The sequence below is a fragment of the Agarivorans sp. QJM3NY_29 genome (assembly GCF_050870835.2).
Taxonomy (GTDB): Bacteria; Pseudomonadota; Gammaproteobacteria; order Enterobacterales; family Celerinatantimonadaceae; genus Agarivorans.
In genome coordinates this window covers 563,978-581,032 of sequence record NZ_CP194036.2, presented here as the reverse complement: position 1 = coordinate 581,032, position 17,055 = coordinate 563,978, and the positions used below count along the sequence as shown (strand labels likewise).

General features: G+C 45.4%; 17 protein-coding genes. 4 read left to right on the top strand and 13 right to left on the bottom strand.

Going from position 1 to position 17,055, the window contains the following annotated elements:
• Positions 1 to 8 precede the first annotated feature (8 nt).
• Genes rpsC through rpsJ form a run of 8 tightly spaced genes read right to left on the bottom strand, consistent with a single transcriptional unit; the run spans position 9 to position 4,095 of the window.
• On the bottom strand, positions 9 to 707 hold the full coding sequence (rpsC, locus tag ACRRS0_RS02625; RefSeq protein ID WP_329775581.1) for a 30S ribosomal protein S3: 699 nt from the start codon (positions 705 to 707) through the stop codon (positions 9 to 11).
• Positions 708 to 717: 10 nt separating this feature from the next.
• Positions 718 to 1,050: a 50S ribosomal protein L22 gene (gene rplV, locus ACRRS0_RS02620; protein WP_432456110.1), complete on the bottom strand. Its 333-nt coding sequence runs from the start codon at positions 1,048 to 1,050 to the stop codon at positions 718 to 720.
• Positions 1,051 to 1,060: 10 nt separating this feature from the next.
• Positions 1,061 to 1,339 carry a 30S ribosomal protein S19 gene (gene rpsS, locus ACRRS0_RS02615; RefSeq protein ID WP_026959667.1) on the bottom strand — a complete coding sequence of 93 codons (279 nt, stop codon included), beginning with the start codon at positions 1,337 to 1,339 and terminating at the stop codon, positions 1,061 to 1,063.
• Between the two features lie 11 nt (positions 1,340 to 1,350).
• Positions 1,351 to 2,181, bottom strand: a complete 831-nt coding sequence (gene rplB, locus ACRRS0_RS02610) for a 50S ribosomal protein L2 (protein ID WP_432454759.1) — start codon at positions 2,179 to 2,181, stop codon at positions 1,351 to 1,353.
• 15 nt (positions 2,182 to 2,196) lie between these two features.
• Positions 2,197 to 2,499, bottom strand: coding sequence for a 50S ribosomal protein L23 (gene rplW / locus ACRRS0_RS02605; RefSeq protein ID WP_432454760.1), 303 nt, complete (start codon positions 2,497 to 2,499; stop codon positions 2,197 to 2,199).
• Complete coding sequence (rplD, locus tag ACRRS0_RS02600) at positions 2,496 to 3,101, bottom strand: 50S ribosomal protein L4 (protein WP_432454761.1); 606 nt, start codon at positions 3,099 to 3,101, stop codon at positions 2,496 to 2,498. The genes rplW and rplD overlap by 4 nt, the downstream gene beginning before the upstream one ends.
• A 15-nt stretch (positions 3,102 to 3,116) precedes the next feature.
• Complete coding sequence (rplC, locus tag ACRRS0_RS02595) at positions 3,117 to 3,752, bottom strand: 50S ribosomal protein L3 (RefSeq protein ID WP_432454762.1); 636 nt, start codon at positions 3,750 to 3,752, stop codon at positions 3,117 to 3,119.
• 31 nt (positions 3,753 to 3,783) lie between these two features.
• Positions 3,784 to 4,095 (bottom strand): 30S ribosomal protein S10, encoded by a 312-nt coding sequence (gene rpsJ / locus ACRRS0_RS02590; protein ID WP_137674375.1) that lies wholly within the window; start codon positions 4,093 to 4,095, stop codon positions 3,784 to 3,786.
• Between the two features lie 353 nt (positions 4,096 to 4,448).
• On the opposite strand from rpsJ, the gene ACRRS0_RS02585 reads away from it, so the two are divergent.
• From ACRRS0_RS02585 to ACRRS0_RS02575, 3 genes are all read left to right on the top strand, one after another.
• Positions 4,449 to 6,326, top strand: coding sequence for an ATP-binding protein (locus ACRRS0_RS02585; RefSeq protein ID WP_432454763.1), 1,878 nt, complete (start codon positions 4,449 to 4,451; stop codon positions 6,324 to 6,326).
• Between the two features lie 18 nt (positions 6,327 to 6,344).
• Positions 6,345 to 6,842 carry a response regulator gene (locus ACRRS0_RS02580; protein WP_432454764.1) on the top strand — a complete coding sequence of 166 codons (498 nt, stop codon included), beginning with the start codon at positions 6,345 to 6,347 and terminating at the stop codon, positions 6,840 to 6,842.
• A 577-nt stretch (positions 6,843 to 7,419) separates the two neighbouring features.
• Complete coding sequence (locus ACRRS0_RS02575) at positions 7,420 to 7,785, top strand: MmcQ/YjbR family DNA-binding protein (RefSeq protein ID WP_432454765.1); 366 nt, start codon at positions 7,420 to 7,422, stop codon at positions 7,783 to 7,785.
• 144 nt (positions 7,786 to 7,929) lie between these two features.
• Here ACRRS0_RS02575 and argH read toward each other — a convergent pair whose 3' ends face one another.
• The 5 genes from argH to argC form a co-directional block, all read right to left on the bottom strand.
• Complete coding sequence (gene argH / locus ACRRS0_RS02570) at positions 7,930 to 9,807, bottom strand: argininosuccinate lyase (protein WP_432454766.1); 1,878 nt, start codon at positions 9,805 to 9,807, stop codon at positions 7,930 to 7,932.
• A gap of 84 nt (positions 9,808 to 9,891) precedes the next feature.
• Positions 9,892 to 11,097 (bottom strand): argininosuccinate synthase, encoded by a 1,206-nt coding sequence (locus ACRRS0_RS02565; protein WP_432454767.1) that lies wholly within the window; start codon positions 11,095 to 11,097, stop codon positions 9,892 to 9,894.
• A gap of 46 nt (positions 11,098 to 11,143) precedes the next feature.
• Positions 11,144 to 12,049, bottom strand: a complete 906-nt coding sequence (locus tag ACRRS0_RS02560) for an ornithine carbamoyltransferase (protein ID WP_432456111.1) — start codon at positions 12,047 to 12,049, stop codon at positions 11,144 to 11,146.
• An 18-nt stretch (positions 12,050 to 12,067) separates the two neighbouring features.
• Positions 12,068 to 12,844, bottom strand: coding sequence for an acetylglutamate kinase (argB, locus tag ACRRS0_RS02555; protein ID WP_432454768.1), 777 nt, complete (start codon positions 12,842 to 12,844; stop codon positions 12,068 to 12,070).
• 8 nt (positions 12,845 to 12,852) lie between these two features.
• A complete protein-coding gene (argC, locus tag ACRRS0_RS02550; protein WP_432454769.1) occupies positions 12,853 to 13,863 on the bottom strand; it encodes an N-acetyl-gamma-glutamyl-phosphate reductase in 1,011 nt (336 codons plus the stop codon).
• Between the two features lie 414 nt (positions 13,864 to 14,277).
• On the opposite strand from argC, the gene ppc reads away from it, so the two are divergent.
• Positions 14,278 to 16,917, top strand: coding sequence for a phosphoenolpyruvate carboxylase (gene ppc / locus ACRRS0_RS02545; protein WP_432454770.1), 2,640 nt, complete (start codon positions 14,278 to 14,280; stop codon positions 16,915 to 16,917).
• Positions 16,918 to 17,055 lie beyond the last annotated feature (138 nt).

The following is a 17,055-nucleotide window of genomic DNA, read 5'->3' as shown; positions in this document are numbered from 1 at the left end:
CGGTTCTCCTATTTAGCGTTGCGCTTGTTACCGCGCTTCGGCTTAGAAGGAGCTTCAGGAGCTGCAGCCACTGGCATACCGCCAAGAACTTCACCTTTAAAGATCCAAACTTTAACGCCGATGATACCGTAGGTAGTCAACGCTTCTGAAGTTGAGTAATCAATATCAGCACGAAGTGTATGCAATGGCACACGACCTTCACGATACCATTCAGCACGAGCAATTTCTGCTCCGCCTAAACGACCACTAACTTGAACCTTGATACCTTTAGCGCCTAGACGCATTGCATTTTGCACGGCACGCTTCATAGCGCGACGGAACATAACACGACGTTCTAGTTGACTAGAGATAGAATCTGCTACTAATTTCGCATCTAACTCAGGCTTACGAACTTCTGAGATGTTGATTTGCGCAGGTACGCCCGCTAATTTAGCGACGTTCTTGCGAAGTTTTTCAACGTCTTCACCTTTTTTACCAATCACAACACCTGGACGAGCAGTGTGAATAGTCACACGGATGCTCTTGGCAGGGCGTTCAATAGTAATGCGAGAAACAGAAGCACTTTTCAATTCTTTAGTTAAGAATTGACGTACTTTGTGGTCGCTAAAAAGATTGTCTGCGTATTCACCTTTATCGGCATACCAGGTTGAATTCCATGGCTTTACGATACCTAGGCGAATACCATTAGGATGTACTTTCTGACCCATTGCTTATCTCCTAGTTATCAGATACAACCACAGTGATGTGGCTGGTACGCTTGATAATACGGTCGGCTCGGCCTTTAGCACGAGGACGAATACGCTTTAAAGTTGGACCATCATCAACAAAGATTTTGGCAACTCTTAACTCGTCGATATCTGCACCTTCGTTGTGCTCAGCATTAGCAATCGCAGATTCTAGAACTTTTTTAACAAGTCCTGCTGCTTTCTTGCTGCTGAATTGCAACGTAACAAGTGCTTTTTCAACTGGTAGACCACGTACTTGATCTGCAACCAGGCGTGCTTTCTGCGCAGAACCACGAGCAAAACGGTGTTTAGCTAAAGCTTCCATCATCTAACTCCTACTTCTTCTTCGCTTTCTTATCAGCAGCATGGCCGCGATAAGTGCGAGTTGGCGCGAATTCACCCAGTTTATGACCGATCATTTCATCGGTAACAAATACTGGAACGTGCTGACGACCATTATGGACAGCGATGGTCAAACCGATCATTTGTGGAATGATCATTGAGCGACGAGACCAAGTTTTCAATGGTTTCTTGTCCCCGCTTTCCACCGCTTTCTCTACCTTCTTCAACAAGTGTAGGTCAATGAATGGACCCTTCTTGAGAGAACGTGGCATGGCGATTCCCCTTATTTCTTAGAACGACGGCGTACGATATATTGATCCGTACTCTTATTTTTACGAGTTTTGTAACCTTTGGTAGGTACACCCCATGGAGTAACTGGATGACGGCCACCAGATGTACGACCTTCACCACCACCGTGTGGGTGATCAACTGGGTTCATGACCACACCGCGAACGGTAGGACGAACACCACGCCAGCGCGTTGCACCAGCTTTACCAAGTTTACGTAACATATGCTCACCATTACCCACTTCGCCTAAAGTAGCACGACAATCAGATAATACTTTTCGCATTTCACCGCTACGCAAACGTAGAGTTACATACGCACCATCACGCGCAATAATTTGAGCGTAAGCACCAGCAGAACGTGCTAATTGAGCACCTTTACCAGGCTTCAATTCAACTGCATGAACAGTAGAACCTACTGGGATGTTGCGCATTGGTAAACAGTTACCAGCTTCAATCGGTGCGTCAACACCAGACATCAGTTTAGCTTCTGCTTTTACACCCTTAGGTGCCAAAATGTAACGGCGTTCACCATCTGCGTACAATACCAAAGCAATGTGAGCACTGCGGTTTGGATCATATTCAAGACGTTCTACTTTCGCAGGAATGCCATCTTTATCATTTCGTTTGAAGTCAATCAAACGGTAGTGTTGTTTATGACCACCACCGATGTGACGAACGGTAATTACACCGCGGTTGTTACGACCACCAGACTTCGACTTACTCTCCAACAAAGGAGCGTAAGGCTTGCCTTTGTGCAGGTCAGTGTTTACCACTTTAACAACGTGGCGACGACCAGCAGATGTAGGCTTACATTTTACAATAGCCATTTAAGATAACTCCTCTTACTCTGCGGCACCGGTGAAGTCGATGTCAGAACCTTCAGCTAAGGTGACATACGCTTTCTTCACGTCGTTACGGCGGCCGAAACGTGCTCCGTGACGTTTAGTTTTACCTTTAAGGTTCAAGGTAGTAACGCCTGTCACTTCAACTTCGAATAATTTTTCAACTGCAGCTTTGATTTCTGCTTTAGTTGCGGTGTTCACAACTTTGAATACGATAGTATTATCGGCTTCAGCAGACATAGTGCTCTTTTCAGAGATATGTGGAGCTACTAGTACTTTCAACAAACGTTCTTCGCTGATCATGCTAACCACTCCTCAATTTGTTTCACTGCATCAGCAGTTACCAACACTTTATCAAAAGCAATCAAGCTAACTGGATCAATACCAGCTACATCACGAACGTCTACTTTGTAGAGGTTACGTGCGGCCAAGAATAAGTTTTCATCAATTTCACCAGTCACGATTAATACATCGTTCAAGTCAAATTCTTTCAACTTAGCAACTAATTCTTTAGTTTTAGGCGCTTCAACGCTGAATTTTTCAACCACAATCAAACGTTCTTGACGAACAAGTTCAGACAAGATGCTGCGGATTGCGCCGCGGTACATTTTCTTGTTAACTTTTTGGCTGTGATCTTGAGGCTTAGCTGCGAAGGTTACTCCGCCACTACGCCAAATTGGGCTACGAATTGTACCGGCACGCGCGCGGCCTGTACCTTTCTGACGCCATGGTTTCTTACCACCACCTGATACTTCAGAACGTGTTTTCTGAGCACGAGACCCCTGGCGTGAGCCTGCAGCATATGCAGTCACTACCTGGTGAATCAACGCTTCGTTAAAGTCACGTCCGAAGGTAGTTTCGGAAACTTCAAGAGCGCTTTGGGCGTCTTTCAATACCAATTCCATTACTATCTCCTAACGTTACGCTTTAACAGCAGGTTTAACGATCACGTCACCATTGGTAGCGCCGGGTACAGCACCTTTTACCAAAATTAGGTTACGTTCAACATCAACACGTACGACATCTAGGTTTTGCGTAGTAACACGCTCTGCACCCATATGACCGGCCATCTTCTTGCCCTTAAATACTTTACCTGGGCTTTGGTTTTGACCAATAGAACCAGGAGCACGGTGGCTCAAAGAGTTACCGTGAGTAAAATCTTGAGTTGCAAAGTTCCAGCGTTTAACACCGCCTTGGAACCCTTTACCTTTAGATGTACCAGTAACGTCTACTTTTTTAACTTCATTGAACAAGTCAACTTTCAGCTCACCGCCTACAGCAACTTCTTCACCTTCACCGTCAGCTAGACGGAATTCCCACAGGCCACGACCCGCATCAACACCAGCTTTAGCAAATTGACCTGCTTCTGGTTTGTTCACGCGACTTGCTTTTTTAGCGCCGGTGGTCACTTGCAGAGCACGATAACCGTCGCTTTCCTCAGTGATAACACGAGTAACGCGGTTTGGCTCACATTCGATTACGGTAACTGGAATTGAAACGCCTTCTTCAGTGAAGATGCGAGTCATTCCAACTTTACGACCGATTAGACCAATCATTGTAAAAACCTCTTATTAGTCAGACTTAGGTTTAGCCCAAGCTGATTTGCACATCTACACCAGCAGCAAGGTCAAGGCGCATCAAAGCGTCAACTGTTTTATCAGTTGGCTCAACGATGTCTACAAGACGTTTGTGGGTGCGAATTTCATACTGATCACGCGCGTCTTTATTCACGTGCGGTGATACAAGAATGGTGTAACGCTCTTTACGAGTAGGTAGTGGAATAGGACCACGAACCTGAGCGCCAGTGCGTTTGGCAGTTTCTACGATTTCCGCAGTAGATTGATCGATCAGACGGTGATCAAATGCTTTCAAGCGGATTCGAATTCTTTGGTTCTGCATTACAGAGCTCCAAATTAAAAATTAAAGAACCTAACACACACCAACAACATCCAATTCCAATATTTGGGGATGGTAGTGCGCGCGACGAGTAACGTTTGCTTCCAAATCGGAAGCACTGTTATCAGACAACTTAATTGAGTTATCTGCATGAGCCGTTCGAGAACAACTCAGCCACTAACTTAGTGAGCCGCGCCATTATACTCAGGCAAAGTAAAAAAACAAGCGAAACCACAAATTTTGTGTAAATGCTGAACAATTATTCCAAATCACGATGACGAACCATTAAGCAGCTCGCAAAACCATAGTTTTTACAGGGCTATAATCATTAACTACTAACATAGTTGTGGATCACCATGACCGAAAAATACCGCTTATTGGTACTAAGCAAACAAGATTGGTCCGCTGTATTTGCTGCGCCGACAAGACCTTGGCTGTTTTCTCAATTAGATACGATAAGTGACCCTAAAGCTTTACAAACTTTATTCAACGATCAGCGACTTCGGCTAGTCGTCATTGACTTAGCCTTATTGACCGAGCAAACCAGCCATATTGCTCAATTAGAAGTCTTAATCACTCAGCATAAATCGACTTTTCAAATTTTGCTGTATGCCAATCAGCTCCCGGATGCAAAACAACTATGTCAATGGGTCAATAGTTTTCAGCCACGCGGAATCTTAGGTCCCGAAGTTAATTCGACAACATTGCTGCAAGCTATCGAGCAACATTGGCCTGTCGCAGCGCTAATCACCCCTCAGCAACAATGGCTCGCCAAGCAATTAGCCGCCAAAGTGGCTCAATTTCGGGCCACGTTTTTTGATTACACTGAGCTGAGTGATGAGCAGTTATCCGATAAAGTAATTAGCGCCCTATATACTTTCTTTCAAGATAATGACGAAGATCACCTATGTCGAACTTATAGTGCCAATCATATTCTTACCCAAGAAGGGAAAGCCAATCAATTTCTTTGGTTTATTGCCAAAGGAGAAGTCGTACTTAATAAGCAGCAAGAAGGAAAAGTATTAGAAGTTGCTCGCATGAGAGCGGGTTCCTTAGTCGGCGGAATGTCATTCGTTACTGGTGAACCTGGTTTTACCAGTGGTATCACCTCAATGCAGACCGATGTCATCAAACTCGACCGACCCACCTTTGCCAAAGTGCTAGATTCTAGTAATCAATTACTCCCCCTATTCACCAATTTATTATTGCGGCATTTTAATCGGCGCTTACAAAAAAGTATTCAAACCAAACTAACCTTGCAAAACACCTTGGACTCACTAGATTCTGCCCATGAACAGCTGATCGAAAAAGAAAAGATGGCGGTACTAGGCCAACTAATTTCCGGTGTCGCCCACGAACTTAACAACCCGGTCGCGGCAATCATTAGAGGGAGTGACACGATTGCGACTCAACTCCCGCAAATATTGGAAGGCAACTTAAGCCACTCACAAACAATGCTTGGGCAGCGGCTATTGAAAATGGCTTTAACACTGACGCCAATGTCCACCAGCGATATCCGCCAGCGGAGTAAAAATTGTATCAAGCTGTTTGGCGATGCCATCAATGCTCGTAAAGCAGTGAGTATTGGCTTAGACCACCCAGAAACGCGCCAGCAATATTTAGAATGTCGAGCCAACTGCAGCCATAACGAGCTAATCGGTGCGCTCGAACGCTATCATCAGATCGGTAATTTTCTGCGTAATATTCAAGTTTGCGCATCTCGAATTTCCGGCCTAGTGAAAGGTCTCAAGCACTATGCAGGTCAAGATCCAGAACAACCCGTCTTAGCCGACTTAAATGAAGGCTTAGCTGAAACCTTAGTTATTTTGGAAAATCGGCTACGTCATTTCGAGGTGGAATGTAACTATGGCCTGTTGCCTATCTATCGTTGTTACCCAATCGCTTTACAACAGGTATGGACAAATTTGATTGCCAACGCACTCGATGCTATGGGCACCAATGGCAAACTATTAATAACAAGCCAATATATTGAAGGCTCACCGCCCCTTATCAAAGTAACCGTTGAAGACAATGGGGATGGAGTGCAGCAAGAACTTATCGACAGAATTTTCGAGTTGAACTTTACCACCAAGCGTGAAGGAAATTTTGGTTTAGGGATCGGCCTTACCGTTTGCCAGCAAATTGTCGGACAACATGATGGCAGGATAGAGGTTGAATCTGAACCCGGACAATTCACTCGATTCATTGTTAGCTTACCACTAAAACCGAATTAAGACTTAAGGAGTCTCACCATGCAGCAACTACTGATTTTATGTGTTGATGATGAACGTGAAGTACTTGACAGTGTACTACACGACATCATGTCTTTAAGTCCACCTTTCGTGATTGATGGTGCTCAAAGTGTCGCCGAAGCACGCGAGGCAATTACCGACTTTGAACAACAGGGGGGCAAGCTTGCGCTGATCTTAGCCGACCATATCATGCCCGACGAACTTGGCATCGACTTTCTCATTGATCTCAACCACACAGCCAATACCGAGGCAGCAAAAAAAATACTATTAACCGGTCAAGCGGGACTTCACGATACCATTGAAGCAATTAATCGTGGAGGGTTGAACTACTACCTAGCCAAGCCATGGACTCAGGAGTTACTACTCAACATCGTCATTGAAAAACTCACCGACTACGTCTTAGAACATTGTGATAATCCGATGCCCTATGCTCAGGTACTCGATGGCGCCAGAATTTTTAGTCATGTTGGGCAACACCGGATGGATATAAAAAATTAGAGTGGTACTAAAGCAGTAATGGATAGCGCTGGCATTGACGAAGCTTAAGCGCTTACCGAGACACACCGATTGTCAGGGTGAAGCAACTGACAACATGCGCAATGCAAACCAAGGGTCTGGCTTAATTTGCCAACAGGTGGCTAACTGGCGTTCATTCACCCGCAAATCATCAGGTGCTAAGTCTTATCGATCAGACCTCGGGCTCATACTCAGAACCGTCGAAACCAAGCCCTAAGCAATATCACTTCTATCGCAACAACATTTACCGCGATGGTTCTTTAAACATCTCCATCTGTGATGCATATCTGCTCGATCAAGTACTCGCGAGACTTATTTAATTACAACGCTCACCTGAGCGCTGACCTTGTATTTTACACTCTGTAAGATCTTAGAAACTTTGGTTTGCATTTGTTTACTTAAAGCGTCTGAATTAGGCAGGCGGCTATAGATTTGGTAGTTTTGGAAGAAGACTTATCTCTTAGTACTTGAGAAGCAAGTTGAGATACACTGCTAGATATAACATGTAGCGCTCAGTATTTGGGTTATTTTGCTGGTTTATCAATATAAGGGGGATACCTTGGATTACAAAGAACTAAGAGAGTACCTGCTATCTAAGCCTGAAGCCGAGCTCGATTTGCCATTTGCACCTGATGTTCCTGTCTTCAAGGTAAGGAAGAAAATGTTTGCCTTGGTCGGATGGAAAAATGAATTGATGAGCATCAACCTAAAGTGCCAACCCGAGCAAATTGACGCATTATTGGATATTTATCCTTCGATTACTCGAGGTTATCACATGAATAAGCGCCATTGGATTAGTTTGTACTTTGATGGTGGTGACGCAGAACATGAGGTATTCAGGCTTATTGATAACTCCTATGAGTTAGTTGTCAGAGGGATGAGTAGGAATGTTCAAACCCTGCTCATTGGTTTAGCTGACGAGTAGATTTCCGTGAATCCCCCAAGCAAATCGCTTGACCAACTTGGCCATAAAAATCTCTAATTTGCTAGCTAACCTCACCAATCATTTCCCCAAAAAAAGCCCCATCAACTGATGAGGCTTCTATGCAGTACTCAATATAGACTCAATCTAAGCAACATTTTGCTTATGGATCAGCGTCTTGTTATCAAGGATAAACTCTAAAGCCACTTCATCACAAGCATGCTGACGGGGACAAATATCGCAATCTTTCATCACCTTCTCTGGCAACATGCTCTTCGAAGTGGGGCTAAAGCCAAGCTTCATGAAAAATTCTGGCACTCGAGTTAATACAAATACCTTCTCGATTTCCATTTTCTTGGCTTTTTTCATCAGATGCTGAACCATTGCTCGCCCCTGCCCCGTGCGCTGTGCACTAGGGTTCACCCCTAAAGAGCGGACTTCCGCTAAGCCAGTGTCGTATAAATAAAGTGAAGCACAACCGGTCACCTTACCCGCTTGCTCACTCACCGTAAAATCACCGATTGCCTGCACTAACTCGGGGCGAGGGCGCGGCAGGTTTTCACCCGCTTGCGACCAGTAATTCACCATCTCTTCGATGGTATCTAAATCGGTCATGCGTGCAGAGCGAACGTATAGACCTTTCACATTGCGTTTCGATAAACGAGTTTCAGCTTCAGTTAGCGCATGCTCGACCTGCTCCGGAGCCACGCCACCTAAAGCTTGACGCTTGCCTAAAGTGGACTCAAGAGACAAGTTTGGATAAACATCGTTTTCAATTTCCGGTGCGAGCTCTTTAAATTCGGCTAAGCTCAGCTCTTCTAAAGGCACGCCTTTCTCAATCGCGGTCACCACAGCAATGCCCACAATATGGTGGGCTTCACGGAACGGGATCCCTTTGGCAACCAGATAATCTGCCAGTTCGGTGGCATTAGAGTAACCACCTTTGGCCGCTTCAATGGTGGTTTCTTCGTGCACATCCATATCATCGAGCACCAATTCAGCCATCGCTAAACAGTCACCCCAAGTGTCTAAAGCATCAAATAAACCTTCTTTATCTTCTTGCATGTCTTTGTTATAAGCTAAAGGCAAGGCTTTTAAGGTCATCATGATGCCCGACAGCGAACCGTATACTCGGCCCGCTTTACCACGGATCAGCTCCAAGGCATCTGGATTTTTCTTCTGTGGCATCAGCGATGAGCCAGAAGTCACTTGATCGGATAAATCTAAGAAAGCCGATTCGCCAGAGTTATAGAAAATGAGATCTTCTGCCATCCGCGATAGGTGGATCATACTAATCGAGGCGGTTGAAATCAGTTCCACCACATGGTCACGATCTGAGACCGAATCCAAGCTATTACGGGTTGCCCGGCGAAAACCAAGGTCTTTAGCAATTTGCTGGCGGTCCATCGGATAGGCGGTGCCCGCTAGAGCGCCACAGCCCAGAGGACAAACATCCAAACGACTTAAGGCATCTTGCAGACGCGAATAATCACGCTCAAACATCTCAACATAGGCCATCGCCCAGTGAGAGAAAGTAACCGGTTGGGCACGCTGCAGATGAGTATAACCAGGTAAAACAGTATGCTGTTGTTGACGAGCAAATTTAACCAGCTTTTGTTGCAGCTTATCGAGATGCTCCAACAATTCAATACCTTGGCTTTTACACCAAAGTTTTAAATCGGTGGCCACTTGGTCGTTACGGCTACGTCCAGTGTGCAATTTCTTACCAAGATCACCCACTCGTTGAATTAGTTGGGTTTCAACCCAAGAGTGAATATCTTCGGCATCACTCCCCAAAATCTGTTGTGGGTTTTCGGCGACTTGCTTACCTAACTCCAGTAAAGCCTCTTCCAAACGCGCTTGCTCATCGGCATTCAGAACACCAACACTGAGCAAGGCCTTCGACCATGCAATTGAACCGGTTATATCTTGCTCGGCCAATCGATAATCGAAACGCAACGAGTCATTAAACTGCTTAAATCTGGAATCTGCAGCTTGGCTAAAACGCCCACCCCACAATGCCATTTTACTCTCCATTTATTATTGCAAAGACCTCAGTGCCATTAGCCTCTGAGGTCTAGGTATTTCTTGCTTATACTTCGGCCAAACTTATTTGCTATTTAAAGCGCGGATCCGGCTAGCTAGAGAGTATAAACGAATAAAGCCTTCAGCGTGCTTCTGATCGTAGACTTGATCTTCTCCAAAGGTTGCAAATGCTTCCGAGTACAAACTATTTGGCGAGCGTTTTTGTACAACTTGTGCTTGCCCTTTGTACAACTTCACAACCACTTCGCCATTCACGTCTGCCGCTAAAGACTCCGACGCCGCTAATACAGACTGGCATAAAGGTGTGAACCAACGACCATCGTATACTAAGTGAGCCATTTGTTGGCCGACGGTTTCACGCCAGATGCGCGAGGTTTTATCGTGTACTAACTCTTCAATACCTCGAAGCGCAGCAACAATCACCGTACCACCCGGTGTTTCATAACAACCACGCGACTTCATGCCCACGGTACGGTTCTCAGTAATGTCGATACGACCAACGCCATGAGCAGCAGCAATCTCATTCAGTTTCGAGACCACTTGGTAAGGACTAAGTGCTTCATCGTTGACCGCAACGACTCGGCCTTGTTCAACTTTTAGACTCACATACTCTGGCTGGTTAGGCGCATCAATCGGATCAACCGTTAAGGTCCAAACGCCTTTGCTTGGCTCGTTCCATGGGTCTTCCAGCTCACCACCCTCGTGAGAAATATGCCAGGCATTGGCATCACGGCTATAAATTTTTGTCGCTGAAGCAGTGGTTGCGATATTTCTTTCGGCAAGATATTCAAGCAAATCTTCACGACTTTCCATGCTCCATTCGCGCCACGGTGCAATCACCGTTAAATCAGGCGCTAAAGCAGCAAAACAGCTTTCGAAACGAATTTGGTCGTTGCCTTTACCCGTACAGCCATGACAGACCGCATCGGCACCAACTTTACGAGCGACTTCTACTTGTGCTTTGGCAATAATTGGCCGAGCCATAGAAGTACCAAGTAAATAAGTTCCTTCGTACACGGCCCCCGTGGCAATCGTTGGATAAATATAGTCAGCAACAAACTCTTCTTTAAGATCAATGATGTGACACTCAGAAGCACCAGAGGCTAAGGCTTTTTCTTCTAAGCCGATGAGTTCTTCCTCACCTTGGCCTACATCAGCACAAAAAGCGACGATCTCACAATTATTATAGGTTTCTTTCAACCAAGGAATAATGGCTGAAGTATCCAAACCGCCAGAGTAGGCTAAAACAACTTTTTTAATATCGGTCATGTTGAGGTATTCCTTGTTCTGTCCAGCAATTATTGCTGAAAATCCACTAATTTAATAAAGAAACTAAGACTGCGTTTTGCGCGTGCATCCGGTTTTCAGCCTGATCGAAAATCAGCGACTGAGGACCATCCATAATCTCGGAGGTGATTTCCAATTCACGATGTGCTGGTTGGCAATGCAATACATGCTTAATACCACAATTTTGCATTAACTGGCGATTAATTTGATAAGCCATAAAACGATCTTTGACTGACTGTAACGGCGTATCATCCCCCATCGACACCCAAGTATCGCCATAAACCACATCATAGCCCTTGATATCATCAAGCTTATCGGTCACCACGATTTTACCACCATGAGCCTTGGCTAATTGGCGTGCCGTTTGTACAATTTGAGCGTCGGGACTAGAACCCAAGGGACAAACCGCGGCCACTTCCATCCCCAAAATAGCACCACCCAGTAACAACGAGTGAGTGACATTATTGCCATCGCCCAAGTAAGCTAACTTCACTTTACTCAAGTCCGTATAGTGTTCACTAATCGTTAAAAAATCGGCGAGCCCTTGGCAGGGATGGTACAGGTCACACAAAGAGTTAACGATGGGTACCGAGGAATGAGCTCGCAAGGTTTGCAAGGTTTGGTGTGAGAATACTCGTGCTACGATGGCATCGGCCCAACGGGTAATATTTGAAGCGAAGTCTTTAACACTTTCACGCTCACCCATGGCGCCATTTTGCTGGTCGAGGTAAACTGCATGTCCACCAAGGCGATTAATCCCAATATCGAAGGTCACACGAGTACGCAAAGAAGGTTTTTCAAACAGGGTGACCACACTTTTTCCAGCAAGGCTTTGCGCATAATCGGTCGGCGTTTTTTTAATTTTTGCGGCCAACTCGAGTAGACCTAAAATCTGCTCTTGACTTAGCTCCTGCAAGCTCAGTAGGTGTTTCATATCGCTCATCATCTATCCTTAAATTTGTACCTGAGTCCCGACTGACTCACCGTTATATAATTGACCCGCGAGCAAACTTGCTAATTGCTCAGCATCTTTCCAAGAAGCCAAAGCAACTGGTGCTTGTAAAAAGGCTGCCGCATCAAGCGCCGCTTTAACCTTGACCGTCATGCCGTCGGTAATCACCCCATCGTCAATCAACTGTTGCGCCAATTGACCGTCAAGCTTAGCAATTAACTGCTTATTTTGGTCTAATACACCTGCAACATCAGACAATAACACCAACTGCCCTTGAAGTAATTGACACACCGCTAAGGCCGCTTGATCTGCATTGACATTATATAATTCACCATCACTTCCAATCCCTATCGAACTAATCACAGGGACATGGCCCAGCTCAATTAAACTGTTCAGTAACGCCGGGTTCGCAGCTGAGGCTTCGCCTACATGCCCTAAACGCGGATCCATTGCTGTCACCCGACAAGAGCCTGCATCACTTAAACACAAACCAACCGCTGACAGTCCAGACTTAAGTGCTCGCGCTAATAGCAATTTATTACTAGTACCCGCTAAAGCACCCACCACATAGGGGATTTGCTCTTTAGGCGTAATCCGCAAACCATCAAGTTTTTCTGAGACAAAGCCGGTTTTCGCCAATACGTCTTCGACAACTACGCCACCACCGTGTACTAAAACAATAGGCTGAGAAACTGCCTCTAAAGCGGCAAATAAATTATCTAAGGCGTGGGAATTATTCAATACCGCACCACCTAATTTAATCACTAAAGTTTTCATACAGAACCTTAAACTAATGCCGTTGTGGCGGCAAAGCCATTGCGAATATTGAGGCACTGAATAGCCTGACTAGCGGCCCCCTTCAACAAGTTATCTTCCGCAGAAACCACAATCAGATCATCGCCCTGCTGTTGCCAAGCCAAATCGATAAATGGCGTATATTCTACTTTAGTAATCGATGGCCATTCGTCTGCTAATAAACGCACAATTTGTTGCCCCGCATAAGCTTGTTGATAAGCTTCATTCACCTGCTCTGGTGTAGTTCCCGGTTTTAAAATGACATTAATCGTCGCTAAGATACCGCGCTTAAAATTGCCAAGATGTGGCGTGAAGATCACCGGATGACCGAGATGCGTGGCGATTTCCGGTTGGTGACGATGCTTAAATACACCATAAGGACTTAGGCTCACCTCGCAGAAGCTACTATTTAAAGACGCTTTGCGCCCAGCGCCACTCACACCACTGGTTGCGTTAATTACCGCTTTACTATTATCAGCAATCAAACCCGCCGCCGCCAAAGGTTTTAAGGCCGTTAAAGAAGCCGTAGGATAACACCCCGCCACCGCGACTAAATCAGTTTGTTTAATCTGCTCGGCATTCCATTCAGCTAAACCATAGACCGCTTTATCCAGTAATTCGGGATATTGGTGAGTAAAACCATAGTAGGTTTCATAAAACTCGGCATCTTGCACCCGAAAAGCACCCGAGAGATCAAATACCTGACAACCAGCAGCTAAAAAGGCCGGCGCCAAATCATGACTAACTTCATGTGCGGTTGCCAACAACACAATGTCAACATTGGCAAAAGTACTGGCGATATCAGCCACAATTAGAGGCTGAACTGGTGCATCAACAATACCGCGTAATCGACCATGTAAACTGGATAAAGACTTACCCGCATCGAGACTTCGCTCGGAGACAAATAAGCCTGCAAGTTGTAACTGCGGATGGCGACTCACATAGCCTGCCAACTCCGCTCCGGTATAACCACTCGCTCCAATAATCGCAGCCTGTAACATCGTGTCTTCGTTCCCTTCACATTGGTAATATTTTCATTTGTGACAAAGCTTAGCGCCGCTGACAAGTTTAATAAAAAATCATTATTTTAAACAAGCTAAACCAAGCTATGCTTCAATTATTGCGGAGCATACCACAAGTAATTCGTTATGCAATAATAATGCATTTTTATTTATTGTAATGTTTGTAAAAAATACTAAAATCGTGGCTAATCCTCTAAATTTACCGATGACCATGAGATACACAATAGGCCTGAGCGCTTGATCCACCTCAAAGGAACTCAGGTTACCTGTAATTTTATTACAGGTGCTTTGACTATAAGCGCAGTCTTAGGTATGTTTTTGGGCTAGGAATAGGGTAATTTAGTAAATTAATTTCAATAATCGCTAGCATACGCCAACAGTAAAGGAAAAAGAATGAGCCAGAATTTGCCTCAGGAAACCAATGCGTCATTACGAGGAAATGTAAATTTACTCGGACAGCTACTTGGTAATACGATCAAAAGCCATATGGGCGAGGCTTTCCTCGAGAAAGTAGAAACGATCCGTCAGCTAGCAAAAGCGTCACGCAGCAATGATGAACAAGCGCGTGAGCAGCTATTAGAACTATTACGAAATTTAAGCGACGATGAGTTATTACCTGTAACTCGCGCCTTTAGCCAATTTTTAAATCTGGCTAATATCGCTGAACAATTCCATACCATTTCTCGCAATTGTGAAGGCAGTACCTGCACCACCGATCCCATCGATTTGGTATTTCAAAAATTAAAACAAGAGCAACTTAGCGAAGCAGAAATTCATCACGCAGTTGCCCAACTCAATATCGAATTAGTCTTAACGGCCCACCCCACCGAAGTGACTCGCCGAACACTAATCAATAAATACGTGAGTATTAATGATTGTCTCGACTGGTTAGAATTAGACTTACCGCAACGAGAGCGGGATAATTTGATGGGTCGCCTAGAGCAACTGATTAATCAAGCTTGGCACACCGACGAAATCCGTAAGCTACGCCCAACCCCAGTTGACGAAGCCAAATGGGGCTTTGCCGTAATTGAAAACTCATTGTGGCATGCTGTTCCTGAATTTGTTCGACAATTAGATAAGAAACTCAGTAATCACTTCGACATGCGTCTTGCTTTAGATAGCGCTCCTGTGGTGTTTTCATCATGGATGGGCGGAGACCGAGATGGTAACCCCTTTGTCACCGCAAAAGTGACTGAAGAAGTATTACTTTCAAGCCGTTGGGTCGCTGTAGATTTATACCTGAAGGAAATTCAGAAGCTAGTCAGTGAATTGTCGATGAGCGATGCAAATCAAGCCTTGCTTGAGCAAACTGGCACTCAGAGCGAACCTTATCGTGCGCTACTTAAAGTATTGCGCAGTGAACTACAAGAAACCCACGACTACCTTACCGCGAAGTTGAAAGGTCAGTATACAGAAGCCCGCGACATCGTAGTGAATACCGAACAGCTGCGGGAACCGCTCGAGCTATGTTACTACTCACTACAAGATTGTGGCATGAGCATCATCGCCGATGGGACTCTACTCGACCTATTACGTCGTATCGCCTGCTTTGGCATCAACTTATTGCGCTTGGATATTCGCCAAGACAGTGGTCGTCACGAAGAAGTTTTTTCAGAACTGAGCCGTTATTTGGGCTTGGGCGATTATGCGCATTGGAATGAAACCGACAAACAACACTTTTTATTACAAGAGTTAAACTCCAAGCGGCCATTGTTCCCACGAAATTGGGAACCCAGTGAGTCGGTGCAAGAAGTGCTGGATACCTGTGCCATCATCGCCAAACAAGAGCGTGAAGCCTTAGGTATATACATTATTTCTATGGCTAGTGAGCCCTCCGATGTATTAGCCGTACAGCTGCTATTACAAGAAGCTGGTTGCCCATTCCGCCTACCTGTCGCACCATTATTTGAAACATTGGATGATTTAAATAATGCGCCAGCAACCATGAGCAAACTGTTGTCCGTCGATTGGTATCGCGGCTATATCTCGGGCCAACAACATGTGATGATTGGTTATTCCGACTCAGCGAAAGATGCTGGGGTGCTGGCAGCCTCTTGGGCTCAATATCGCGCTCAAGAAGCATTAGTCTCCATTTGCGAAGGTCACGGTGTCAATCTGACCTTATTCCATGGTCGGGGTGGTACGATTGGTCGTGGTGGTGCTCCAGCCCATGCAGCACTGCTATCCCAACCACCAGGATCTTTAAAAGGTGGGCTTAGAGTGACCGAACAAGGCGAAATGATCCGCTTTAAGTTTGGTTTACCTAAAGTCGCTTTAGATAGCTTGAACCTCTATGCCAGTGCTGTTCTAGAGGCAAACTTAGTCCCACCAATGGAGCCGAAAGACGAATGGCGATTAGTGATGGATCAAATTGCCGAAACCTCTTGTGACAATTATCGTGGCGTGGTCTGGGGAGAAGAAGATTTTGTTGCTTATTTCCGTTCAGCGACTCCTGAACAAGAGTTAGCCAAGCTTCCCTTAGGGAGCCGTCCAGCGAAACGTCGTCAAGATGGCGGCGTAGAAAGCTTACGGGCGATTCCATGGATTTTCTCTTGGAGTCAAAATCGACTATTGTTACCCGCTTGGCTAGGCAGTGGCGCCGCCTTTAATCAGCTAATTGAGCAAGGTAAAGCCGAGCTACTACAAGAAATGCGTGAATGGCCCTTCTTCGAAAATCGTTTAGCAATGTTAGAGATGGTATTCATGAAAGCGGATACTTGGCTATCACAGGTTTACGATGACCGCTTAGTAGAACCAGAACTCAAAGGTCTAGGAGAAAAACTACGCGCTCAGTTGGATTCAGCAAAAGCGGCTATCTTATCGCTATCACCTGAACATCGCTTATTAGCCAACCAAGCCTGGGTAGTGGAGTCAATAAACTTACGTAACCCCTATATCGATCCCTTACATGTGCTGCAGGTCGAGCTCTTAAACCGCTCGCGAGCTAGCGAGCAGCTCTGTCCGGTGGTCGATCAAGCACTCATGGTGAGCATTGCTGGTATTGCCGCAGGTATGCGTAATACTGGTTAAGTCACTTCATAAAACGAACCTCGCACTTGCTGCGGGGTTTGTTTTATTGACGAAGCTGATGAGCCACCAGCTCAGCGCTTGGTTTGATGAACGAGTGATACACCGCTAACATCGTCGTTCGGAACCGAGATAATTGAG